23 protein-coding genes and 1 tRNA gene are annotated in these 23625 nt (G+C 69.3%); 5 read left to right on the top strand and 19 right to left on the bottom strand.

The window, feature by feature from the left end; all coding sequences use genetic code 11:
* Positions 1–106: 106 nt before the first annotated feature.
* Positions 107–418 (top strand): antibiotic biosynthesis monooxygenase family protein, encoded by a 312-nt coding sequence (locus D457_RS0103330; RefSeq protein WP_017579222.1) that lies wholly within the window; start codon positions 107–109, stop codon positions 416–418.
* 56 nt (positions 419–474) lie between these two features.
* Here D457_RS0103330 and D457_RS0103325 read toward each other — a convergent pair whose 3' ends face one another.
* The 9 genes from D457_RS0103325 to D457_RS0103285 all read right to left on the bottom strand — a co-directional run bounded on the left by D457_RS0103325 (position 475) and on the right by D457_RS0103285 (position 8862).
* Positions 475–1449 carry an aromatase/cyclase gene (locus D457_RS0103325; RefSeq protein WP_239645999.1) on the bottom strand — a complete coding sequence of 325 codons (975 nt, stop codon included), beginning with the start codon at positions 1447–1449 and terminating at the stop codon, positions 475–477.
* A gap of 26 nt (positions 1450–1475) precedes the next feature.
* Positions 1476–2261, bottom strand: a complete 786-nt coding sequence (gene fabG, locus D457_RS0103320) for a 3-oxoacyl-ACP reductase FabG (protein ID WP_017579220.1) — start codon at positions 2259–2261, stop codon at positions 1476–1478.
* Between the two features lie 63 nt (positions 2262–2324).
* On the bottom strand, positions 2325–2585 hold the full coding sequence (locus D457_RS0103315) for an acyl carrier protein (RefSeq protein WP_017579219.1): 261 nt from the start codon (positions 2583–2585) through the stop codon (positions 2325–2327).
* 70 nt (positions 2586–2655) lie between these two features.
* A complete protein-coding gene (locus D457_RS0103310) occupies positions 2656–3912 on the bottom strand; it encodes a ketosynthase chain-length factor (RefSeq protein WP_017579218.1) in 1257 nt (418 codons plus the stop codon).
* Between the two features lie 20 nt (positions 3913–3932).
* Positions 3933–5195 carry a beta-ketoacyl-[acyl-carrier-protein] synthase family protein gene (locus D457_RS0103305; RefSeq protein ID WP_017579217.1) on the bottom strand — a complete coding sequence of 421 codons (1263 nt, stop codon included), beginning with the start codon at positions 5193–5195 and terminating at the stop codon, positions 3933–3935.
* Positions 5192–5980: a thioesterase II family protein gene (locus D457_RS0103300; RefSeq protein ID WP_017579216.1), complete on the bottom strand. Its 789-nt coding sequence runs from the start codon at positions 5978–5980 to the stop codon at positions 5192–5194. The genes D457_RS0103305 and D457_RS0103300 overlap by 4 nt, the downstream gene beginning before the upstream one ends.
* Positions 5977–6750: a cyclase family protein gene (locus D457_RS0103295; protein WP_017579215.1), complete on the bottom strand. Its 774-nt coding sequence runs from the start codon at positions 6748–6750 to the stop codon at positions 5977–5979. Before D457_RS0103295 ends, D457_RS0103300 begins: the two co-directional genes overlap by 4 nt.
* Before the next feature lie 17 nt (positions 6751–6767).
* On the bottom strand, positions 6768–8276 hold the full coding sequence (locus D457_RS0103290; protein ID WP_017579214.1) for an FAD-binding oxidoreductase: 1509 nt from the start codon (positions 8274–8276) through the stop codon (positions 6768–6770).
* A complete protein-coding gene (locus D457_RS0103285; protein ID WP_239645998.1) occupies positions 8269–8862 on the bottom strand; it encodes a nuclear transport factor 2 family protein in 594 nt (197 codons plus the stop codon). Before D457_RS0103285 ends, D457_RS0103290 begins: the two co-directional genes overlap by 8 nt.
* A 265-nt stretch (positions 8863–9127) precedes the next feature.
* Between D457_RS0103285 and D457_RS0103280 the strand changes: the two genes are divergently transcribed.
* A complete protein-coding gene (locus tag D457_RS0103280) occupies positions 9128–9733 on the top strand; it encodes a response regulator transcription factor (RefSeq protein ID WP_017579212.1) in 606 nt (201 codons plus the stop codon).
* A gap of 94 nt (positions 9734–9827) precedes the next feature.
* Here the strand turns inward: D457_RS0103280 and D457_RS36105 are convergent, their stop codons facing one another.
* From D457_RS36105 to D457_RS0103255, 5 genes are all read right to left on the bottom strand, one after another.
* On the bottom strand, positions 9828–9983 hold the full coding sequence (locus D457_RS36105) for a hypothetical protein (RefSeq protein WP_017579211.1): 156 nt from the start codon (positions 9981–9983) through the stop codon (positions 9828–9830).
* A gap of 758 nt (positions 9984–10741) precedes the next feature.
* Positions 10742–10828 (bottom strand) — tRNA-Ser (locus D457_RS0103270).
* A 114-nt stretch (positions 10829–10942) separates the two neighbouring features.
* Positions 10943–12934 carry an ABC transporter ATP-binding protein gene (locus D457_RS0103265; RefSeq protein WP_017579210.1) on the bottom strand — a complete coding sequence of 664 codons (1992 nt, stop codon included), beginning with the start codon at positions 12932–12934 and terminating at the stop codon, positions 10943–10945.
* Between the two features lie 334 nt (positions 12935–13268).
* A complete protein-coding gene (locus tag D457_RS0103260; protein WP_026116289.1) occupies positions 13269–13796 on the bottom strand; it encodes a SigE family RNA polymerase sigma factor in 528 nt (175 codons plus the stop codon).
* A gap of 270 nt (positions 13797–14066) precedes the next feature.
* Positions 14067–14255, bottom strand: coding sequence for a hypothetical protein (locus D457_RS0103255; RefSeq protein ID WP_017579208.1), 189 nt, complete (start codon positions 14253–14255; stop codon positions 14067–14069).
* Between the two features lie 292 nt (positions 14256–14547).
* On the opposite strand from D457_RS0103255, the gene D457_RS0103250 reads away from it, so the two are divergent.
* The gene (locus D457_RS0103250) at positions 14548–15534 is read left to right on the top strand and encodes a hypothetical protein (protein WP_017579207.1); all 987 of its coding nucleotides are present in this window, start codon (positions 14548–14550) and stop codon (positions 15532–15534) included.
* A gap of 3 nt (positions 15535–15537) precedes the next feature.
* On the top strand, positions 15538–16539 hold the full coding sequence (locus tag D457_RS0103245; RefSeq protein WP_017579206.1) for a MauE/DoxX family redox-associated membrane protein: 1002 nt from the start codon (positions 15538–15540) through the stop codon (positions 16537–16539).
* Here D457_RS0103245 and D457_RS0103240 read toward each other — a convergent pair.
* On the bottom strand, positions 16514–17170 hold the full coding sequence (locus D457_RS0103240) for a hypothetical protein (RefSeq protein WP_017579205.1): 657 nt from the start codon (positions 17168–17170) through the stop codon (positions 16514–16516). The genes D457_RS0103245 and D457_RS0103240 overlap by 26 nt on opposite strands.
* A gap of 171 nt (positions 17171–17341) precedes the next feature.
* On the opposite strand from D457_RS0103240, the gene hisC reads away from it, so the two are divergent.
* On the top strand, positions 17342–18424 hold the full coding sequence (hisC, locus tag D457_RS0103235; protein WP_017579204.1) for a histidinol-phosphate transaminase: 1083 nt from the start codon (positions 17342–17344) through the stop codon (positions 18422–18424).
* Positions 18425–18500: 76 nt separating this feature from the next.
* On the opposite strand, the gene D457_RS0103230 is transcribed toward hisC, so the two are convergent.
* From D457_RS0103230 to murA, 4 genes are all read right to left on the bottom strand, one after another.
* The gene (locus D457_RS0103230) at positions 18501–19130 is read right to left on the bottom strand and encodes a hypothetical protein (protein WP_017579203.1); all 630 of its coding nucleotides are present in this window, start codon (positions 19128–19130) and stop codon (positions 18501–18503) included.
* Positions 19127–20539 carry an AAA family ATPase gene (locus D457_RS0103225; RefSeq protein WP_017579202.1) on the bottom strand — a complete coding sequence of 471 codons (1413 nt, stop codon included), beginning with the start codon at positions 20537–20539 and terminating at the stop codon, positions 19127–19129. The genes D457_RS0103230 and D457_RS0103225 overlap by 4 nt, the downstream gene beginning before the upstream one ends.
* A gap of 198 nt (positions 20540–20737) precedes the next feature.
* Positions 20738–22003, bottom strand: coding sequence for a hypothetical protein (locus D457_RS0103220; RefSeq protein WP_026116286.1), 1266 nt, complete (start codon positions 22001–22003; stop codon positions 20738–20740).
* Between the two features lie 249 nt (positions 22004–22252).
* A complete protein-coding gene (gene murA, locus D457_RS0103215; RefSeq protein WP_026116285.1) occupies positions 22253–23548 on the bottom strand; it encodes a UDP-N-acetylglucosamine 1-carboxyvinyltransferase in 1296 nt (431 codons plus the stop codon).
* Between the last annotated feature and the right edge of the window lie 77 nt (positions 23549–23625).

The raw sequence follows: 23625 nt of genomic DNA, 5'->3' as shown, positions 1-23625 counted from the left end.
GCCCGACTGCAACGGGCGCGCGTCCGTTCGTCTTCTAGCGGGGGTCCAGGCCCGTGGCCCACCGTCGAAAGGGTTCTTGCAGGATCGACGGTTCCCAGGAGAGGTCATGGTCACTTTCGTCAACAGGTTTGAGGTCAGCGGTCCGGTGGCGGAGTTCGAGCGCGCCTTCGAGGCGACCTCGGATTTCTTCCGCGCACAGCCCGGTTTCGTCAGCCACAGGATGCTCCGGCACCTGGACCGCCCCGGCCACTACGTCAACCTGGCCGAGTGGCGGGACGTCGACTCCTTCCGCAAGGCCGTGGGGCACCCCGACTTCGAACCGCACGCGCGAATCCTGCGCGCCCTCGCCACAAGCGCACCTGGCCTCTACACGCCCTTCCTGGAGAGGACGGCCGCAGAGCCGGAGAGCCTGGGCTGAACCGCTCGGGCCGGTCCCGCGGCCCCGCCGAGAAGGCGGCACCGCGGGACCGGCCTTCAGGCCGAGGCGGTGGCCGAGCCCGACCGGGAGCGCCCCTCCGCGAACTCCTTCGCGCGTGCCAGGGTCACCCCGCTGTTCCGGCTCAGGGCCTGGTGGACGAACGAGCGTGCGTCGGCTACGGTCGCCTCCTCCCCCAACACGTCCGCCACGGCCTCGGCCCGGATGATGACGGAGTGGCGGGAGGTGACGTCGAGCCCTCCTCCCGGTGCGCGCGCGATCCGCCACTCGCCCGTGTGAGCCCGCATGAGGGTCGGGGTGCGGATCTGCTTGTAGACGATCCGGTCCTGGTCGCGCAGGCACACGCGCACGGATTCCGTGGTGTGCACGGAACCGTCCGCTGTGCGTGTGTCCATCGACATCCTCTGGACACCGGCCCCGTCCTCGCTCAGCTCCAACCGGCTGACGTGTTCTAGGCGCGTCGGCCAAAGGTCGGCGCGGTCCAGGAACTCCATGACGTCCGCGGCGGCCCCGTCGACCCGGACGGTGTCCTCGAACGAGAACTCCAGTTCGGCCAGGCCGTCGCCGGACTCGGCCAGGGACTTCACGGCGCCCAGCTCGGAGTCGCTGTTGCGGTCCACGGCCCTGGTGATCCACTCGGTCAGCTCAGGATCCCCGCCGACCGCGGTGAAGTCATGGTCCAACCAGAGCTCACAGCGCTCGTCCGTCACCGGGACGACCCTCCATTCGCCGCCCATGGACGCGACCGGGGCCTGGGAGACCTCCTGACGGAAGGAGACGGTGAGGTGCTCCGGATCCAGCTCCCGGCGCGAGGTCCACGACTTGACCTCGTCGTTGGCCGTGGCCCAGAGCCGGACACGTTCGTTGGTGTCACCGCGAGTCAGGACCTCAACGTGTATGTTCGGTTCGAAGTACAGGGGCCACGACTCGACCGCTGAGATGATCTGGTAGACCCGGGCGGCGGGCGACTCGACGGTGATGCTGTGGCTCATGCGGTGCTCTGCTGCGGACACGGGGATTTTCCTTCCGGAGGTCGGGATCAGTAGTTGCCGAGGCCGCCGCAGACGTTGAGCGCCTGAGCAGTGATGGATGCGGCGGTATCGGTCGTGAGGTAGCCGACCAGGCCGGCCACCTCTTCGGGTGTCGAGTAACGGCCGAGCGGGATCTTGGCCTGGAAGCGCCGGAGTATCTCCGCCTCGTCCGTTTCCAGAGCGGAGGCGTAGCCCTGGCGGACCCGTTCGGCCATCGGGGTCTCCACGTAGCCGGGGCAGACCGCGTTCACGGTCACCCCGGTCTTGGCCAGCTCCTTGCCCAGCGCCTTGGTGAACCCGATGACACCGTGCTTGGAGGCCGAGTAGGGGGCGCCCAGCTCGACGCCCTGCTTGCCGCCGGTCGATGCGATGTTGACGATCCGCCCCCACCCGCGTTCACCCATGCCGCTCTCGTTGAGGACGGCCCGGGTGACCAGGAAGACGCCGTTGAGGTTCGTGTCGATGACGTCGTACCAGAGCTCGTCCTGGATCTGCGCGGTCGGTCCGCCACCACTGCGCCCTGCGTTGTTCACCAGGACATCGATCCGCCCGCGGCTCTCGACCACGCCCTTGACCAGTGCACGGACCTGATCCGGGTCGCGCACGTCGGCCGGGACCCCGTCGATGTCCAGACCGTCGGCGCGCAGTTTCGCGATGGTTGTGGAGACACGGTTCGCATCGCGCGCGCAGATGTAGACCCGCATGCCCGCTTCCGCGAGGGCCCGCGCCGTGCTGAGACCGATCCCGCTGGTCGCTCCGGTGACCAGCGCGACCTTCCTCTCGTCGCTGTTCATGATGTGTGTTCCTCTCCGAGGCTGTTCGGCCGTCCGTTTCGGACGGAGGGATGGGGTCGCTGGTCAGAGGCTCTCCACGGCCATGCTCTGGTTGATGGTCGCGAGGAGTTCCCGAGGGGTGGTGGCCGTCGCGACGGCCTCGTCGTCCAGGCGCACGTTGTGTTCGCGTTCCGCCATGCCCGCGGCCTGGAGCAGCGCCAGCGAGTCGTAGCCGAGTTCTTCGAAGGGCACGTCGGCGATGTCACCCTCGAAATCGATGGATTCGTCCTGTCCCGCGCAGTCGCGCAGGATGCGCATGAGTTCGGTCAGAGCCATGGTGGGCATGTCCTGTTCTCCTTGCCTGTCGTCGTTGTCTGTCGGGGAAAGTCTTGTCGGGAAGCCCACGGCGTCCGTGTCAGAGGTCAGCGGCCCGTACGACGGCCGCGGCGTTGAACCCGCCCTGGCCCCGGGCGAGCACGAGCGCCGCACCGACCCGGCCGTACCGGAGAGCTCCGGTCACCAGGTCGAGGTGGACTCCCTCCGCCTGTGCGCCGATGTCGGCGGTGGGGGGCACGACACCTTCGTAGACGCTGAGCAGGGCAGCGGCCAGGTCGAGTGAGGCGCCGCCCGCGCACAACCGGCCGGTCAGGGTCTTCGGAGCGGTGACGGGCACACCCCGGGGGCCGAAGACCCCGGAAATGGCGTCGGCCTCCGCGCGGTCGTCGTCGGGAACCCCGCAGGCGTCGGCGAAGACCACACCGACCTGGTCCGGTGTCACGTCCGCCTCGTCGAGGGCCTGCTCGATCGCGTGTCGGAGGCCGGGCTCTCCGCCGGTGTCGGGTGCGGGGTCGAAGGTGGCCGCGTAACCGGCGAGGGCGCCGTAGACGCGCGCGCCGCGCGCCCGGGCGGCCTCGGGGGCTTCCAGGACGAGGAGAGCCCCGCCCTCACCCACGACGTGTCCCCGAGCATCGGCGCTGAAGGGCAGGTAGGCGCGCTCCGGGTCGTCCGACGTGCTGAGTCGGCCTGAGGAGAGCAGAGCCGTCCACCCCCAGGGGCAGAGGGAACCGTCCACCCCGCCGGTCAGCATGAGATCGGCGTCTTCGCGCAGCCGCCTCCGCGCCTGAGCAACTGCGTCGAGCCCTCCAGCCTCACCGGTCACCAGCACTCCGCTCGGCCCGCGCAGGCCGTGCCGGATGGAGATCTGGCCGGTGTTGACCGCGTAGAACCACGCGAACGACTGATAGGCGCTCACGTGTCGGCTGCCCTTGCTCCACAGGGCCTGCAACTCGCGTTGGCCGAACTCGAAGCCGCCCGCCGAGGCCGAGGTCACCACTCCGGCCGCGTAGTCGGGCAGAGCGGACGTTTCCACACCCGCGTCGGCGAAGGCCTCTGCCGCTGCGGTAAGCGCCAGCCGCGTCATGTGGTCGGTCTGCGGTATCAGTCGGCTGGGCAGGTGCTCGCCGGGGTCGAACCCGCGCACCTCCCCTGCCAGGCGCGCAGGGTAGGAGCCGGCGTCGAACCGGGTGATCGGGCCGATCGCGCGCTCGCCGGCCAGGGTCGCCCGCCACCACGGACCGGTGCCGAGCCCGTTCGGGGCGGCCACGCCGATCCCGGTGACGACCGGTGCGGCCGCTCTCCGGTCACCCCGGTCCGGCCCGGCCGCCTCCGCCATCGGTGTCTGAACAACCATCGTCATCCCCTCTTCGGTTTGGCCAGGAGCATGGCGCTCTGGAAACCGCCGAACCCGCTGCCGACGGTCAGGACGGTGTCGACCCTGGTCTCCCGCGCCGTGATCGGCGTGTAGTCGAGGTCACACTCCGGGTCCGGCTCGTGCAGGTTCGCGGTGGGTGGCACCACCCCGTTCTCGATGGCCAGGGCGCTGGCAGCGATCTCCAGGGAACCAATGGCACCGAGGGAGTGGCCGATCATGGACTTGATCGAACTGATCGGCACCCGGTAAGAGTGCTCGCCCAGGGCGCTCTTGAAAGCGGCCGTCTCGTGCCGGTCGTTCTGTTTGGTGCCGGAACCGTGGGCATTCACGTAGTCCACGTCGGTACGGTCCAGACGCGCCCTGTCCAGGGCGGCGCGGATCGCCTCGGCCATCTCGGAACCGTCGGTGCGCAGACCGGTCATGTGGTAGGCGTTGGAACGCGAGGCGAAGCCAGTGATCTCGGCGTAGACGTGCGCGCCCCGCCGCCGCGCCAACTCCAGCTCCTCCAGGACGAAGACCGCCGAGCCCTCGCCCAGCACGAAGCCGTTCCGGGTGCGGTCGAAGGGGCGCGAGGCATGCTCGGGGTCGTCGTTGCGCGGCGAGGTCGCCCGGATAGCGTCGAAGCAGGCGAGCGTGATCGGTGAGATGGGCGCGTCGGTCGCTCCGGCGACCATGGAGTCGGCGGACCCCTCCCGGATCAGTTCGACTGCGTGGCCGACGGCGTCCAGACCCGAGGTGCACCCGGTGGAGACCACGGAGACCGGCCCCTGCGCGCCCACCTCCCAGGCGATCCTCGCCGCGAAGGAACTGGGGACGAGGTGGTCGTGGAGGTTCGGGGCCGCGCGCTCGTGGTCCACGAGCCATTTCGCCCCGTGATCGCTGACCACCGAGTACTCGGTGTCGAGGCTCATGGTGGCGCCGACGGCGGTGCCGATGGTGACGCCGGTCCGGTAAGGGTGTTCGGGAGGGTGCGCGAACCCGCTGTCGGTCAGCGCCTGACGTGCGGCGACCACGGCCAACTGGGTCGCCCGGTCCATTTCCCGGGCCCGGGGTTCGGGCAGGCCCTCTGCCGCAGGGTCGAAATCGCACTCGGCCGCTATACGCGAGCGGAAGGGTGCCGCGTCGAACAGCGACACCGTCCGCGTTGCGGTACGGCCCGCGGTCAGCAGGTCCCAGAACTCCTTGGTGTTCCTTCCGCCGGGAGCGACCACTCCGATACCTGTGATGACAACACGCCGGTTCATTCCGCTCTCCCTGCCTCCAGGCGCATCGCCCGGACTCTCGTTTGGTCTGGCGATTGGCCCGTCGCTCCGGTCAGCCCGGCTTCCTCCGCGATCAGGGCGGGGACCCGCGGGTCGCGGGCGAAGAAGTGGCCGCCCCGTACCGTGCGTTCCGTGAAGCCCGCCCGAGTGCGGTCGGCCCAGCCGGCCATCTCCCCTGGGGGTACGAGGGGGTCGTCGAGCCCGCTGACGGCGAGGATCGGGCTCGACGTCGCACCTTCCGGAAGAGGAGGGGCGTAGTCGGCCAGAGCGATGGCCAACCGGATATCGGCGCGCAGGACCGGCAGTACGAACCTGTTCCAGATGCCCTGGTCGACTGCGGCGCCGTCGGTCGGAGCCCTGAGCGACGCCGTGAACTCCAGTAGCGTCGAGTCGGTCAGCTCGGTGCCGCTCAGCGGCGGTCGTGGCGGAGACGGGGACACCGCGCCCAGGGCCACCAGGTCCGGTGGCCGGTGGCCTTCGGCTTCACGGCGCAGGGCCCACCGGTGAGCCACGAGGCCGCCGAGGCTGTGCCCGTAGAGCACGTGGGGACGGTGGCCCACCACCGGGTCCAACAGGTGTTTCAGATACCGGTCCAGGTCCGGGGGGCTGGTGATCCTCGGTTCCCGGAAACGCGTACCCCGTCCGGGAAGCCGGACCGGTAGGACCTCGGCGGCACCGTCGAGCACGCGCGACCAGCCCGTGAACGCGGAGGGACCGGCACCCGCGTGGTGGAAGCAGAGCAGTAGGGGCCGTTCCCGGGCGCTCATCGGTCCACCCAAGCGACGGCTCTGGTCCAACCCGCCCCCGCACCGGAGATCCGAACAGGTAGCGCGCTGACCGTGAACCCGTGGGGGGACGGCAGGTCCTCCAGGCGGGACAGGCGTTCGATCTGGCAGTAGGGGCGGCGTCGGCCGACCAGGTGGGCCGGCCACAGGACGGAAGGGTCGCCGGTCGCCTGGTACGCGCCGATCATGTGGGTGAAGGGCGCGTCGAGGCTGAAGGCGTCGGTGCCGATGACGCGGACACCGAGGTCGAGCAGGAACTCGACCGCGGGACCGTCGAGTCCGACAAAGTCGGTGAAGTAGCGCCGGGTGCCGGCATGGCGGTCGGCTCCGGTCCGCAAGAGGACGATGTCCAGGGGGGAGGGGATACAGCCCGCCTCCTTCAGCCCTCGTTCGAGCCGGTCGGGGCCCACGGTCCCGACCTCGGCATCCGAGATGTCGATGACCACCCCCGGTCGCACGAACCAGTCGAGGGGCATCTCGTCGATGTCGGCGGGACGGCCCCCGTCCTCGGGGGGGCCGTAGTGCGAGGGGGCGTCCACGTGGGTGCCGGTGTGGCTCGTCAGGCTGATCCGGTCCAGTGACAGCAGTTGGCCGCCGGGCAGCGCACTCGGATCGAAGTCCACCCCGAAGTGCTTGCGCATCTCCCGCGCCATGTGGTGGGCTCCTTCCTCCGCTGACACGATCTCGTGCGTGACCGGGTCCGGCTCCCATCCCGCGGCGTCGATCGGTGTGGACAGGTCAATGAGGCGCATGGATCCTCCGTCGGTCGTCACGGGCTCACGGACATCGCGTGGTGAAAGACGTTCAGGGGGTCGTACCGGGCCTTGACACGCCGCAGGCGGTCGTAGCCGTCCCCGTAGTACAGGCGGCTCCAGGGGACCCCGGAGGTGTTCCATTCCGCCGAGAGAGTGTCGCTGTCCGGGAAGTTCACGAAGCAGCCGTCGTTGGCCTCACCGGGTGCCGGGACCCCGCCGGTGGCGGCGTGGACGTCTCGGTAGAGCTCGCGTATCCAGGCCAGGTTGGCCGTGTCGAGCGCCGGATCGTGCCAGGCGTTGATGAAGAGGGCCTTGAGGACGGAGTCGCGTTGGGGCAGGGCCGTCGCGTGCGAGGGCACCGAGTTGACGCGGCCCCCGTAGGACTGGAGGGACACGGAGGCGCTGGCGGCGCTGTGGTCGGCCCTGAGCAGCCGGTCGTAGAGGGTGTCTATCTGGTCCCTGTTGAAGCCCCGCCGGAGGTGGGACGCCTTGATCTTGAGTCGGCCGGTCTCGTTGTCCTGAGCGTCGGCGAGGGCCCGGACCGAGGGGAGCCAGGCGAGCGTCTCGGTGGTCGAGGACAGGTGCGCGGCGGTGACCCCGTCGGTGAGTGCACGGAGGTGTTCTTCGAGCAGCCGACGGGCTTCGGGGACGTCGGCGTCCATGTGGGCGAACGCCGCGGCGGCCAGGGGGTTGCCGTCGGTTCCGCGGCCGAACAGCACCAACCCGCTGAAGAGTCCTGTGTAGGGCGAGTCCGGCGCGCTGTTCAGTTCGTGCCAGCGGCCGTGGTTGCCGACCAGCGCGCGGAAGGAGCCGCGGTCCATGTCCTCGCCGGCCCACAGGGTGCTGTGGGTCAGCACCCGGGAGGGAGGGCGGGGGAGCAGCAGGGACGGGTCCGTCCTGGTGACGCCGGGGGTGCGGAACCAATACCTGGTCACGACACCGAAGTTTCCCCCTCCGCCTCCGGTGTGGGCCCACCACAGGTCATGGTGCGGGTCGTCCTCCTCACGCGAGGCGACGACGGTCCGGGCCCGCCCGGAAGGACCGACCACGACGACCTCGACGGCCTGGAGGTGGTCCACGACGGTCCCGTGGCTTCGGGAAAGCGCTCCGTAGCCGCCGCCCTGGACGTGGCCTCCCATGGCCACGGATCTGCTGGCACCTCCGGGAAGGGTCACGCCCCAGCCGTCGTGGAGCTTCTCGTAGACGTCGAGCAGCCGGGCTCCGGGGCCGACCTCGAACGCCCCTCGCTCGGGGGCGAAGGAGACGCCGTCCATCGAGGACAGGTCGATGACCGTGTGGACGGAGGGGTCGGAGACGAAATTCTCGTAGCAGTGGCCGCCGCTGCGGACCGTGACGCGCCGCCCGGCCGCCACCGCCTCTTCCAGCGCGCTCACCACGTCCTCCGCGCGGTGCGCCAGACGGAAGGCTTCCGGGCGGCAGGGGAAGCGCCCGTTCGCGGAGCGTTGGGCCAGCGGTTCGTAACGGGGGTCGTCGGGTGTGATGGTCTCTGCTCGCTCAGGCAAGGTCGTCCCTCGTCACCTTCCGGGAACGGACGAGGAACGCCTCCCCTTCGACGACTAGGACGTCCTCGCATACGCAGACCCTGTGGAGCCATGACCTCCCGCCCTCCGGTCCCTCCCCGACAGTCGAGGCGAGGACCTGGGTGTAGGCGCGGACCTGCAACGTCCCGTCGTCTTGGCGCTGGACGTCTATCACGCCCTGCCAGTGGCGGTGCCTCTGTCCGCTTTCGGCCAACCTGCGCCGCCCTTCGCGAACGGAGGCGATGAGGCCCTCCCTGCCCCTCACCGGTTCCGGCAGAGTGGGCACGTCAAACACGGCGTCCTCGGTGAATTGCGCCGCCCATTCTTCGGCTCTTCCCGAGTCCAGGAGTTGCATGTGCCGGGCGTAGAAACCCTCGACCCGCGCGTGGAGCTCTCCGAAGGGGAGGTCGATAATGCCCTGTAGTCGGATTATCTCTTTCTGTATTCGCATGGTCACTCCGATCGTCCGCGTTGCTTCAACTCTTGGCTCACACGTTCTGGCCAGGGGTTCGAGCCGCGTTGGAGATTCGCTAGAAATCCGGTCCAGGGAGGCTTCGGTCGGCGCCACGCGCCCCTCCTCGCGGGTTCTTACGCTCTTGGAATGGACTTGCTACTCTTGTTCGCAGCCCGCAAAAGTTGGACATGGGGAGGTTGTTGCAAAATCGATCTGAGGTGATCTTAATGATTTTTTTCAACTGTTTTGGTTGAACCCTAAGTCCCGTTCTCGTGGGTCGCCGTTTCCTTTGCCACCTGCGATTACGTGTGGTCGTGGGGGCCTGCAGGCAAGGAAAGGTGGAGCGAATGTCCAGCATTCATAGATCCGGGGAGGCGGGATGATTCGTGTCCTGATTGCCGAGGACATGCGCTTGCTCCGGATGGCCCTGACCTCACTCCTGGAGCTGGAGGAGGGTATCGAGGTGGTTGCGAGCCTGGAGAGGGGCGACGCGATCCTCCCCGAAGCCCTGGAGGTCAAGCCCGACGTGGCGCTCCTGGACATCGACCTCCCCGGTACCGACGGGATCAGCGCCGCAGGACAGCTGCGCGAGCAGCTGCCGTCGTGCCGGGTCATCATCCTCACGAATCTCGGCCTTCCGACGCACCTGCGGCGCGCGTTGAACGCCCGGATCTCGGGATTCCTCCTCAAGGACATCCCCCCGGGCCGCCTGGCCACGTCGATCCGCGCGGTGATGGAAGGTGAGAGGGTGATCGACCCCCAGATCGCCCTGTCCGCGCTCGAATCGAGAGAGAGCCCGCTCACGGACCGGGAGACACAGGTACTGCGGCTGGTCGCCGAGGGCGTCGACGTCCCCCAGGTTGCCCGTCAGCTCTTCCTCACCCCGGGGACGGTCCGGAACTACCTCACCACCGCTGTGAACAAACTCAGGGCCCGCAACCGCATCGACGCCGTGCGCATCGCCGAGGAAGAGGGCTGGCTCTGATCTCGCCTGAGCCGAGGCGCTCCGGACATGAACAAAGGGCCCCTACCGCGTCATGGCTGCTGCAAAACCGGGTGAGGGATGGGTCTGCTCCTGTTCATGGAATCTGGAGTAGCTCGAGAGGACGGGTGAAGGTCTCGTAGGGCACCCAGCGCACCGCCTCGGGGAGGCTGGCCATCCACGACTCGGTCAGCAGCGGGATCGTCAGGCTGTGCAGCGTCGCCGTGTTCTGCGGGCCATACCCGGTCCGCACACGCGGGGCACCTCAGCCATCGCGGCCAGCAGGTGCACGGCCTGGGACCGGTGGGTGCGCGAGTCCCGCACGCTGTTGCCTTCGATGATGAGCACGGTCAGGTCAGCGGTAGTGCTCGTGCGGGTCGGGGTGGCGGGGTCCAGGCTGGTCGGTCCCCGACGGATGGTGGCTGAGCCGTGAGGTCGGCGGATCCCGAGAGCGGGATCAGGTGATGCGGGCTCCCGGCCGGACCATGGTGTGTTGGGGGCGCTGTGTGCCCATTGGCTGATCGCGGTCAGGGAACGGGCTCCGGAGCGCACGGCGCACAGGCAGATCAGGCCGACGCAGCCCAGGCGGTGGTGGCCTCGCCGACCGGGGGTCTCCTCTTGGGCGAGCGCGGACGGGGCGGAGGAGGGCGCGGCAGACTGGGAGTGCGACGGAGTCCTTGTGAGGGCCAGGGCTGTGAGAGTTCCTGACCTGCTAACGGGGCTCCGTTGTTGTGTTCAAGGGGTTTGCCTGGCCCAGACATCCTCCTGTGACCAGGATCGATGTCACCCGTTGAGGCCGTCGGGTGCGCTGGGTTTCGTCACATGCCCTCTGCAACACTCTCGGCCTCAGGTAACCCCGGGGCTCGTCCTCACAGGTCAGTGGCCTGGAGCGAGGGCTGTGGGCGGCTGGTGTGCGTACATGACACGGATCCTGTGCCAGTGGACCCCTGAACATAAGAAGACCTGGGGCTTCTCTCACTTTCGCGATGCGAGAAGCCCCAGGTCATAGCGCGGAGGATATGGGATTTGAACCCATGAAGGGGTTGCCCCCTAACCGCATTAGCAGTGCGGCGCCATAGGCCTCTAGGCGAATCCTCCTGGCTGCGACCAGACTACAGAGCGCGGAGGTCCTGCGCAAAACGAATCCCCCGGACGGGGAGGGGCCCTGGTCGGCGACCCCTCCCCGCCCGGGTTCCGGCGGGTCCCGGTGGATCAGGGCGTGCGCGGCCTCGGGACGGACGGGGTCCGGTAGGCGCTGGCCTGGAGTTCCCACAGTTCCCGGTAGAGGCCGCCCTCGGACATCAGCTCGGCGTGGCTGCCCTGGGTCACCAGCCGCCCCTTGTCGAGCACCACGATGTGGTCGGCCATCCGCACCGAGGCCAGGCGGTGCGTGATGAGGACCACTGTCGCGCCCGTGCGGCGGGCATGGGCATGCACGGAGGTGAAGAAGCCGTGCTCGGCGCGGGCGTCCATGGCGGCGGTGGGTTCGTCGGCGATGAGCAGGGGCACCTCGGTGCCGTCGTCACCGCGGTAGAAGGAGCGGGCTGCGGCAAGCCGCTGCCACTGACCTCCTGAGGGTTCGACGCCGTGAGCGAAGCGCTTGTCCAGCAGGGTGTCCCAGCCGTTCCGGAACCCCGAGACCACGGCGTCGGCCTGGGCGGCCGCAGCGGCACGGGAGAAGCGGTCGGGGCACTCGGCGCTGCTCATCACGGTGTTTCCGCGTGCGGTCAGCGGCCAGTGCGTGTGGTCCTGGGCGATCACCGAGATCCGTTCGCGCAGGCTCACGCCGTCCACCCCGGCCAGGTCGGTGCCGTCCCAGCGCACGCTGCCCTGCTGGGGCGTGTACAGCCCGGACAGCAGTTTGGCCAGGGTGCTCTTGCCCGAGCCGTTCTCCCCGACCAACGCCACGGTCCGGCCGCGGCGGAGGGTGAGGTTCACGTCCTTCAGGGCGGGGACCTCGCTGGAGGGGTAGCCGAAGGTCACGTTCCGCAGGTTGATCTCCTCGAACCCCGCCGGGGCGGGCGCGAGGTCGGGGCGGGGCAGGCGGGTGCGGGCCTCGTTCTGGAAGGCCACGAAGTCGGAGAAGTAGAGCCCCGACTCGTACAGCCTGGTCAACGAGTACAGAGCGTTGCTCAACGCCCCCTGGGCCACTCGGACGGCGACGACGGCGGCCCCGGCGACCGCGATCGGCACCACGCCCTGGACCAGCAGCACGGCCAGCACCGCGAACACTCCGGCCGTCACCAGACCGCTGGCGGTGTCCCCGGCCAGTCGGACGGCGGACTGGCGGGTGGCCAGGTCCAGGTGGATGTCCAGCTCGCGGCGGGCCACGCGGTCGAACTCCGCGAGCAGGCGGCGCTCCATCGTGAACGAACGCACCTCGGCGGCGCTCTCCCGTGCGGTCATGAGCTGTTCCAGCATGTACTTGCGGCGGCTGCCCTCGGTGAAGGCGAGGATCATCCGGTACCGCATCCGGGCCGAGGCGGCCGCGCCCCACCACTGGGGGACCATCGCCAGCAGCAGAAGCGGCACTAGCGCCGGGTGCAGGGCGGTCAGCACCCCGGCGGCGGCGGCGATGCCCACCAGCGCGGTGAGCAGGTCGGTTGTCTGGCGGACCAGGGAGCCCGCCTCGTCACAGCCCCGGGTGTGCGAGCGGTACAAGTGGTCATGGAAGTCACTGTCGTCGAAGGCCCGCAGTTCCACGGAGGTGGCGTCGCGCAGCAGGCGCCGTTCGGCGGCCAGGACCACCTTGGGTGTGAGGCGGGCCTGGGCGCGACCGGCCAGGGCGCCGCAGCAGCCCCGCAGGACCAGTGCCAGGGCGAGCAGAGCCAGAGAGGGGAGCGCGGCCGAGACCCGGTCCGGTGTGGGCACCTCAGCGAAGAGTTCGGTGAGGACGGAAGTGGTGGCGATCAGCGCCCAGGCCGTGGCGGCACCGGAGCCGATGTTGAACAGGACGGTGGTCACGACGTCCCGGCGGCCGCTCTGCCAGGCCAGGACGGCGGCCTGGGCGACCAGCGCGGGCATGCGGCGGGCTATGCGGAACCAGGAGGCCTCGGCGACGGCGGCGCCGTGCCGGTTCCACTTGTGTGGGGCGAGTTCGGGCAGATCAAAGCCGCCATCGGGGGTGCTGTCGGGGCCATCGTCAGGGGTGTGCGGGTCGGGGGTGTCCGACCCCCGGTCCTCGGGGGAGTGGGTGGTGCGCACGGTGGTTCCTCCTGGCGGTCGGGGCGGGTTCGGGCGGTGCCGATCATGGCCCGGGGGGTCGACGCCGCGGGGAAGGCTCAGAGGTTGCGGACGGGCCGGATCACGGCCGGTCCGGACGGGGTGTGCGCGGGCCGGGGGAGGGGCGCGGAAGGCGCCGGCCGGATTTCCTCGGATAGTCACGATCCGAATACCTGTACGAATCGGCCGCGCGCAAAGCACCGGGGGCGGGTGCCGGTGGCTGGCGGCTCGGGGGCCGAAAACCGGAGTACGACTGACCCGGCTGAAACGGCTCGAAGAACCTGGTGGCCAGGTCGGGTTCGGCTGGGTGGTGCGCTCAGCTGGTGGTGCGCTCGATGATGAGGTCGGCGTCGCTGCGCAGCTTCTCCACGGCCCGGGACAGGGTGCTCTTGACGGTCCCGATGGTCACGCCCATGCGTTCGGCGATCTGCGCTTCGGTGAGGTCGTCGTAGTAGCGCAGGACCACCGTGGTGCGCTGGCGGCCGGGTAGGCGCTCGATGGAGCGGCCCACCACGTCGGCCAGGTCGCTGCGCCACGTCGGATCGTCCACCCGCTGCTCGGGGATCTCGTCGGTGGGGTAGACGTCCAGGTGCTTGCGGCGCCATTCGGAGATCTGGGTGTTGACCATGGCCCGGCGGACGTAGCCGTCGCGGGCGCGGGGGTTGGCGATGCGCCCCCAGGCCAGGAAGGTCTTGACCAGTGCGGCCTGGAGGAGGTCCTCGGCGTCCGCGTGGCTGTTGGTGAGGGAGCGGGCCATCCGCAGCAGGGCCGGTCCGCGTTCGGACACGTAGCGACTGAACTCCTCGGACCTGGGCGTCTGAGTAGTTCCGGACACGCCGTTCACCGCCCCTCACGGGCCGCGCGGAACTCTGTCGCGCGCCGTCGCTGTGTTGCACGGCGGCCGCGGCCGCCCTGGACTTCTCACTCTCACACAGCGAACGCAAACGCCCAGGAATCTGTGCGCCACGTGCCGACAAACCGCACAAAAGGCGGCGAAGGGGGCGCCTTACCCCCCCTTCGCCGCCGTCCTCACCGGGCCGGATCCGATCCCGTCGACCGGGCCGGGCCCGGCCGGGGCCCGCAGAACCCTGACCAGGTCCTACGGGCCTGGATCCTACAAACCGAGGTAGGCGAGCAGGGTGCTCAGGCCTAGCTGCTCGGAGGTCACCGCGACCAGGTGGTCCACCGCGCCCGCGATGGGCGCGAGCTCGGCGGCGCCGGCCGGGGCGGCCAGACCGATCAGGACGAGGGGCACGGCGACGGCGACGGCGGCGGTGTTGCGCAGGGCGCGGTTCTTGTTCATGTCTCGCGTTCTTTCTGGAACTGGGGAGTGCGGGGAGTACATCGACAACCTTGCGGCCACAGGCTGTACGCGGATGCTCGCACCCGGTGACCCCGGAGTGTGGGCGATTTACGTGGAGTTCTTCTTTGGTCACAGGGGAAGCCGAAGGCGCGCCGCAGTGCAATGCCCCGGACATGTCACCGACACGAACCGGTCCGTGTCGGCGTGTGAACAGCCGTTACGGGGGTCGGGGGCGACAATGGGCACAGACGGACGAGTCGGTCTACAAGGGGGCGCGAAGGACATGTCAGTGATGACGGACAGCGGTCGGGATCACGGGCGGGACCGCCGACGGTTCACCGCGGCCGTGCTCGGCGCCGCGGCCGCACCCGAGCCCACACCGGTCCACCACCGCGTCGCGCGCGGAGTGGTCGTCGACGCCACCTCGTACATGCTCTGCCTGGCCACTCCGCAGGGGGAGGAGCGCTTCCTCTACGAACGCGTCACCAGCTTCTGGCGCGGCGGTGAGGTCCGCCCCACCGAGCTGCGCCCCGGTGACGACGCCGTGGTGCTGTGCTCGCACGACGGCCGCCTGGTCGCCGAACGCGTCTGGGCCCAGGCCGCCCGGGCCACCGGTGTGATCACCGCCCGGGAGGGCGACACCCTCCAGGTCGACCCCGGTCACGGCCGCCCCCGCCTGACCGTGGTCCTGCCCTACCGCTCCTCCGGGCGCATCGCGGTCCGGCACCCACGCCTGGAACCGGGCTACCTCTTCGACGCCGTCGGCACCTGGCAGAACGGCGAGATCCAGGCCTCGCGGCCGGTCACCACACAGCCGCCCTACCCGCTGAGCGCCACTCCGCGACGCCCGCCCACCCGGCAGTACTCGACGACCGTCACCGGCATCGCCACCTGGTACGACCCCGCCTGGGGGCGCTCCAGCCACCTGTACCCGCGGGCCCTGGCCGCCGGTGCCGCCTACCCTGCGCTCGACCCGGTCGGCCACGAGGGCGAACACAACAGCACCTGCGACCGGCGCACCTCCTGCGTGCCACTGCCGCTGCTGTCCACCGGTGCCGCGCTCAGCCTGCGCAACGACTGCACCCGGGACACCGCGGTGGTCCCCGTGGTGGACTGCGCGGCCGCCGACAGCTGGCTGTGCGACCTGTGCCCGGCCTGCGGCAGTCAGGGCGCGGGCCGGCTCGCCTCCCTCACCATGACCTCCTTCGTCGCCCTGGGCGGGCGGCTGGAGGCGGGTTGTTTCAACGCGACCATGACCGTCGCCAACCAGGAGGGGTAACCGATGTTCCCGGAGGTTCTCGAAGCGGTCCGCGAGGTCCAGCTACCGCTGCTCGCGGCCCTGCTCCTGCTCGGCGCGGCGGCCAAGGCCAGCCCGCGCGCGGCCGGGACCGGCGTGGCCGTCCTGCTGCCCGAACGGCTGCGCAGACCGGCTACCCTGGCCACCTGCCTGCTGGAGGCCGCTCTCGCGGTGGCCCTGTTGACCGCGACCGGAGCTTTGGGTGAGGCGGCCCGGCTGTTCACTGCCCTGATGTTCGCGGTGTCCGTGGTCCTGCTGCTGGTGGCCCGCCGCCGCGACCCCGAAGCCGGGTGCGGCTGCTTCGGCGGGCTGAGCCAGGCACCGATCGGGTGGCGCACGCTCGCCCGGGCGTCCCTGCTCGCGGTGGCCGCGCTGGCCACGGTCGGGCTGGCGCCCACTGGCTGGCAGGTGGCCGCCGATCCCACTCCGGTCCACGGTGCGGTCCTGGGCGTGCAGCTGCTCCTGCTGGCCCTGCTCAGTCCCGAACTGCGTGAGGCGGCGGCCCGGGTCACCACCAGCGAACCGTGCGCGCTGCGCGAGGTCTCCGAGCGGTCGACCACCCGACGCCTGCGCCGGAGCGAGGTCTGGCGGACCAACGCCAAGCTCATGCTCAGGTCCGAGCCGGAGGAGACCTGGCGCCACGGCTGCTGGCGGTTCCTGCGCTACGACGGCCTGCGGCACGGTCACCGGGTGGACGTGGTCTACGCGGTGCGGATCGGCGGCCCGCGCCGGACCGGGGTGCGCGCGGTCCTGATGGATCGGGAGGGCGGCACGGTGATCGCCTCCTTCGGGGCGGTGACCACGCTCGACCTCCAGGGGCCGCCGCGCAGGCTGCCCCCGCCGCGCGAGGCGGCCAGGCGGGACGAGACCGACGGGCGGGGCGCGGCCAGACCGGGGACCCTCGCGAAGGCGCTCCCGGGCGAGTCCGGGCGCGGCCTTCCGGACGACGCCCCGGACGACGTCAGAGCATCTGGCCCTGCCGTTTGATCGCGGCCTCGCTGAAGTCCACGAGCATCTGCTCGTAGTCCTCGGCCTCGCCCGGCCCCATCACGGAGGTGGTGCCCAGCAGGCCGCCGTTGCGGTACATGACGGTGTACATGTGGTTCTGGCCGTCGTCGTCACTGACCTGGATGCTGAAGGCGCGCGACTCGTCTCCGATCCGGGGGACGTCCAGGTCGGTGACGCCGTAGTCGGAGCTGCTGCCGTCCTCGTAGGTGGCGGTGTACTCGGCGCAGGCCTCCGGGGGCTTGACGGCCAGGGCCTCGGCCGCGGAGTCCTCGTCGAGCTGGACGAGGATGCTCGATACGTTGCCCAGGTCCCACTCGTAGGCGGCCACGGAGGCGGGGGCCTCGCGCACGGTGTCCAGGTCGCCCCACCGGTTGGCGGCGTCCATGCACTCGGGTTTGTCCAGTTCGGTGGAGGCCCGCACTTCTTCCGAATACTGCACTGTGACAAGCTCGGAGTAGGTTCCGGCCTCGCTGCTCTCGGGGAGCAGTGTCACGTCTCCGACGTTGATCGGCTGCGCCTCGTGCAGCTGCGCGGCGGCTTCGGCGTTGGGGTCCTCGCCCTGTTCCCCGTCCGCTCCGCCGCAGGCCGCCAGGGTGATCGCACAGGTCATCGCGATTGCGGCGGGCAGGGCCGTGTTCGATGCGGAGCGGACAGGACTATGACGCAAACGCATGGTGATATCTCCTCGTTTGTGCGATATTTCCGCTTGGAGCGGTGGCCGTCCCGGGCACCTCATTGCTGAGCGTGTCGCGGGGTTAGCACAAAGTATTGAGGAAGGACAATGGTGTCGGAGTCGAAATCGCCATATCTGCGGGCGGTACTGGAGTCCATCCCCGCCTACAAGCCCGGTCTCAGGGTTGTCGGGCCTGACGGACGCTCCATCAAGCTGTCTTCCAACGAGAGCCCCTACGGGCCGCTCCCGTCCGTGCGCGAGGCCATCACCGAGGCCTCCGCCGACCTGAACCGCTATCCGGACCCGGGCGCCACCGAGCTGGTCGCCAGGCTCGCCGCGCACCTGGGCGTGCCCGAGGACCACGTCGCGCTCGGCGCGGGCTCCGTGGGTGTGCTCCAGCAGCTCCTGGAGGCCGTAGGGGAGCCGGGCGCTGAGGTCGTCTACGCCTGGCGCTCCTTCGAGGCCTACCCGCTCCTGGCCGAACTGGCCGGGGTGACGTCGGTCCGGGTCCCGCTCAAGGATGAGACCCACGACCTCGAGGCCCTCCTAGCCGCGATCACCGACAACACCCGCATGGTGCTGGTGTGCAACCCGAACAACCCGACCGGAACCACGGTCCGGGAGCGGGAGCTGGTCGACTTCCTCGACCGCGTCCCCGACCACGTGCTGGTCATCCTCGACGAGGCCTACCGCGAGTACGTGCGCGACCCCGAGGTCCCGGACGGCGTGAAGCTGTACGGCAACCGCCCCAACGTCGCGGTCCTGCGTACCTTCTCCAAGGCCTACGGTCTGGCCGCCGTGCGCCTGGGCTACCTCGTCGGCCACCCCCACGTGGCCGCCGCGGTGCGTAAGACGATCGTGCCCTTCGCGGTCAACCACCTGGCCCAGGCGGCCGGTATCGCGTCCATCGCGGCCGAACCCGAGCTCCTCGAGCGGGTGGAGGCCACCGTGAAGGAGCGTGAGCGCGTCCGTGAGGCCCTCGTGGCCTCCGGGTGGACCGTGCCCCCCACCGAGGCGAATTTCGTCTGGCTGCGCGTGGATGAGGACACCATGGACTTCGCCGCGGCCTGCGCCGAGGAGGGCGTCTCGGTACGTCCGTTCGACGGCGAGGGCGCCCGGATCAGCCTCGGCACCGCCGAGGAGAACGACGTGTTCCTCTCCGTCGCGACCTCCTACGCCAAGCGCCGCTGACCGGCCACCACCGCCGCGACGCCGAAGGGGGCGGCTCCGGTACCGGAGCCGCCCCCTTCGGGCGTGCTACTGACCTCTAACCGCCGCACTGGTGCAAGCCGTCTTCCACAGATCTGACGAAAGCCTGCCAAGAAGGCAGCTTGGTGACGGGGCCGTCGGTGTCCAGCCGCTGAAGAAGCTGTCGGCGGTTTTCGGAGAAGCGGTCATTGAACCGTTTGAGCCTGCGGCCAGAAAGCTCTGAAGCAGTTGCCAACGCCTCCTTCAGGAGCTTCTTCGGGTCAGCTATCGTCTCCACCCTGCTGACCTGGGGTAGGCCGAGCGCGCAGCGCCCATTGGGGTTTCCCGCGACCCTGCGGATGGCCGACTCATCCACGAGAAGCCAGGCCTCGGTCATGCGTACGGGGACCACGGGCACGTGGACCACCCCGGGCATGTGCGTACGCACGGCATCCTCGATCTCGAGGACCCGGGGCTGACGACCCACGTTGTCCGCGTCGCGGTGAACGGCCACTAGTTCGTAGACGCCACCTAGCTCCGAGACCCTACTGAGCTTGTCGCCGATGGTGTGGCCTTGGGCGTTCAGACGGTCCAGGTCAGGATTGGTGAGAGCGACCTCGATACCCAGGCCCGCAGCGATGTTCTCGATGTGCTCGGCGATTCCATCGTCACTCGTGCCCTCGCGGAGGAAGAGGATCCGGACAGTCACAGCTCCTCCAGAGTGAGCTGTGCGCCGGGAGCGAACGTCAGGTAGGGGAGGATGTCGGGACGTGCCACGGCGTCCGTCTCCGGACTCGCCGCCCGCCACGTACCTGTCATAGGACGTAGCCGCAGAGCGCGGGCGAGATTTCCGTCAGGGCGTTTCTGTAGCACCGTGTCCGCGAAGAGCAGGTCGGCCGTGTCGACAGCACGCACGATGCCAGGTGAGTGGGTGTTCACCAGCACCTGTCGAAACGGGTTGTCCTCTCCGGGGGCGAACTCCGGTTCCACCGCGAGGTCGCGCACCAGTTCCACCATCGCGGGAAGGTGGGCTGGATGGATGCCGTTCTCGGGTTCCTCCATGCACAGCACCCCCTCGACGGAAGTGTCCTCGAGAAGGACACAAAGCGCGAGGAAACGGAGAGTCCCCTCGGACAGACTGCGAGCGGGCAGCCGAAGCCCGTTCGATTCCTTGAGCTGGATGGTCAGGAGTTCGCGTAGTTCGTCCTCGACGACGCTCAACTGGTCGACAGAGGACCCCACCAGATCGGCGAGCCTGCCGGACACCCGGGCGTAGACGCGTTCGGGGTCACCGTGCGGTTCCTGCTGAGCGATGCGGAACAGGGTTCCCGGCAGGTGCTGCCCGTTGACATCCATCGTCTGCGGGTCCGTGTAGCGGTCCGCGGCACGTAGGGCGGTGGGCTCCAGTGCGAGCCGACGCCAGGATTGCATCTCTCTGCGAGCCGCGAGGATCGTCGGTGCGTCACTGCTCGTCACCGTGCTCACAAGTGTTGCCGGTGCCCGTGAGGCGAGAGCCCCCTTGGGTTGGCCTCGGCTGCCGCCGTCCTGATGGATGTTGATGACGACCTGCTCGTCATGAAAGGTGGTCGAGATGAAGTCCGGGCTGCTTCGCCCCTTCTTCACAAGCTTGTCGCGGAACTCGACCTTGCTGTGAGGGAAACGCAGCCGGTCCCGTGCCTCACTGTGGTTGAGGTGCTTCAGCCGCTCACCGAGGAGGACCAAACCACCGGTCCGGTTCGCTCCGGAGGGTGGCTGAAACCCCAGTTCCACCTCGTAACGCAGGTAGGTGCTGGTCGCTTGGGCCTCGCGTCCGAAGTCGTCCTCCACGTACTCCGGGACGATCATCTCGGCAGCGAGAACCATGTGCCTGTCCTGGGACTCATACCCGTTCCAGAACAGCTCGCGCGGATTCCCGGAACGCTCACCTCCGGTAGACCCCCGCACCTCGTAGGCGGCTTCGATCAGTGATCGGCTGGACAGGAGGCTCAGGAACTGGATCGCGTCGAACACGTTCGACTTGCCGGTACCGTTCTCGCCCGCGATGCAGGTGAAAGGCCCGAAATCCACTGAGAGGCCCAGTAGGTTCTTGAACCCGTCGACCTCTAGCCGAGTGAGCACTGCATCCCCCGATCAGCGGTTCTGGTCCGAGCCAGGCGCACGTCGTAGCCGCCATCGGTGACCTGGTGATACGGATGTGATGAATTCAAGGCTGCCAGCAATCTAGCAAGCTACGCGGTCCTCGCGGAGGCACCGGCGGCTTCGAACCGAAGAGCGGGGCGGCCCCGTGGGACTGCCCCGCTCCGTCGTAGCTGCGTGCTACTTGCCCGCCGCGTCCTTGTCCAGCTTCTCCACGATCAGCCGGTAGAGCTGTCGCGGACGGCCGGGCTGCAGGGTGCGGTTGGGCGGCAGCGGCCAGGCCAGGCCCTCCTCCACCAGGGTGCGCAGCAGCCGGCGCGCGGTCCGGGAGGTGACCCCGAGCATGCGCCCGGCGTTCTCCGCGTCCACGACCAGAGGCCCGTCCTCCTCGGCGATCTTCTCCGAGAGCCGCACCAGGGTCTCGCGGCCCTTGGTACGCAGGGGCTCGGACGACTGGCGGGCCGGGGCGCGCTGCGCCGGAACCAGCGAGCGGCCCTCACGGTCCACCGCGAAGCTCTGCCGGGATGCCTGGGCCCGGTTGAGCGCCGCGCGGGCGTGCGACTCCGCGTCCTGGGTGGTGCGGCCCATGCCGATACCCACCTCGATCGCGATGCCCAGCTCCGCCTTGATCCGTTCCACGAACGGCGGCTGCCGGAAGCCCTCGGTCGCGGTGACCAGCGAACCACGCGTGGCCGTCACCATGAACGAGTGGTCGTCCAGCCGGTGCGCCGTCGCGTTGATCCGGTGGGCCTCCTGAAGCAGCAGCCGGTGCAGCGACAGCCGCAGCTCCTCGCGCCAGTAGCGCGGGGTGGAGCGCCGGGAGGAGTCGCGCAGTGTGGGCACGTCCACGACGACCACTCCGAGCTGGGCCTCCTCCAAACGGTGGTGCGCGCCCAGCAGACCGGCGGTCTGCAGCGCGCTGCGCACACCCGCGTTGGTGGGCCGCAGCCGGATCACCGGAACTCCGATGGCCTCCAGCCGCTCGGCGACCCCGCGCACGCAGGTGATCGCCATCTTGGTGGCCTTGCGCCGCCACAGTCCCTCGTGGAAGGACGTGAGCTGGGCGGTGTTGGTCAGCTCCTCGTGTACGTGGATACCGTCCACGGGCAGGTCGACCTCGGAGTAGGCCTCGACCACGTCAGCGCGGCTGAGCACGTCGAGACTCGCTCTAGTCGGGTCGAACCGTTCGTCCAGGGTCGCTCGGAGCAGGGCTTCGTGCAGGCTGGCCCCGCCGAGCGGCACGAAGGTCGCGGGCATGGTCAACACGCCGGCCTTCCGTGCGAACTCGTAGGGCACGGGGCTGGCGAACAAATAGGCATCGATCGCCGACCCCAGCCTGACGACCTTGTCCGTCGCCTCTTGCTCATCTCGGTAGGCGGCGGCGATGAGTCTGGCGTTGAGGGGCCCGGTGGACCCCGGACCCATGAGCATGACCCGTTCGACCACCTCATGGGGTCCTATGACGCCGATCGTCAAATCGCCAGTACGCTGCGCACTCACCTCGGGCTGCTCCCCGCTACCATTCCACGCTCTTCACTATGTGCGCCCACTGGTTTCCCGACCCGATCTCTGTCACGGCATGATTGCCGAGATCGTACCCATTGTGCGGGGCCAAAGAAGATCGTTTTGCATATCAACGCCGAAAGCCCGGGTGGGAGGAAGCCCCCCACCCCGGCTTGAACTGCGCTTACGGCTCTACGAGACGGTGACGCGCTCCACGTCGCCGCCCAGCGCGGCGAGCCGCGAAGCGAACTGAGCGTGACCGCGGTCCACCAGATAACCGGGCGCCACGATTGTCTCACCTTCGGCGACCAGTCCGGCGAGAACCAGGGCCGCACCGGTGCGGAGGTCGTGCGCGATCACCTCGGCGCCGTGCAGGTTCGTGGAACCGTGCACGATGGCGCGGGTGCCCTCGACCTCGATCTTCGCGCCCATCTTGTTGAGCTCGTCGGCCAGCGCGAAGCGGCCGTCGTAGATGGCCTCGTGGATGTAGCTCTCACCCTCGGCCAGGGTGGCCAGGGCCATCAGCGGGGACTGGAGGTCCGTTGCGAAGCCCGGGAACGGCGAGGTCACCGCGTTGATCGGGCGCAGCGGCACGGACGGGTCCCGCTGGACGTGCAGGACGGCGCCCTCCTGGGAGAAGCCGACGCCCATCTGCTCGAGTTTCCAACGGGCCACACCCAGGTGGTCCAGGTTGGCGCCCACCAGGCTGACCTCGCCACCGGTGGCAGCGACGGTCATCGCGAACACACCGGCGTCGATGCGGTCGGACATGATGGTGTGCTCGACGGCGGTGAGCTCCTCGACGCCCTCGACGGTGATCAGGCCGGTGCCGCCACCGCTGATCTTCGCGCCCATGGCGGAGAGGAAGTTGATGACGTCGATGACCTCGGGCTCGAGAGCCGCGTGCTCGATGACGGTGGTGCCGGGAGCCAGCACGGCCGCCATGAGGAGGTTCTCGGTACCGGTGTGGGACGGGGTGTCCAGGTACAGGTGACCGCCGCGGAGCTTGCTGGCCTCCACGTTGATGTGGTTCAGCTCGAGGTCCTCGGTGACCTCGGCGCCCAGCCGGGCGAAGCCGCGGTAGTGGAAGTCGAGGTTCCGGCTGCCGAGGTTGCAGCCGCCGACGCCCTCGATGCGGGCGCGGCCGGTGCGGTGCATCAGCGCGGGGACGAAGAGCACGGAGCCGCGGAAGCGGGCCGCGATGTCGGCGGGCAGGACTGCGCGCTCGGGGTCGTTGAGACCGGAAGCGTCGATGACGACGGTGCGCTCGGACTCGTGGAAAGCGACCTTGGCTCCCACGTGTTCGGCGAGCTCAAGCGCGCGGTAGACGTCCTCGATGACCGGAACGTTCCGCAGCACAGTACGGCCCTTGGCCGCCAGCAGGGCGGCTCCGATCATCGGCAGGACGGCGTTCTTCGCGCCTTGGATGAACGCCGTTCCGCTGAGGGGGCGTCCGCCGCGGACGCGGTAACGAACCTCCTGGCCCATGCTCATGTGCTCCTTTGTGAGGCAGATGTGAAAAAGAGGGACACCCTCGTCGGGTTTCGCCTGTTTGCGTTTAAGAC

The organism is Nocardiopsis valliformis DSM 45023, from assembly GCF_000340985.1.
In the GTDB taxonomy this organism is placed as follows: Bacteria; Actinomycetota; Actinomycetes; order Streptosporangiales; family Streptosporangiaceae; genus Nocardiopsis; species Nocardiopsis exhalans.
This window is presented reverse-complemented; position numbering and strand designations above follow the sequence as displayed.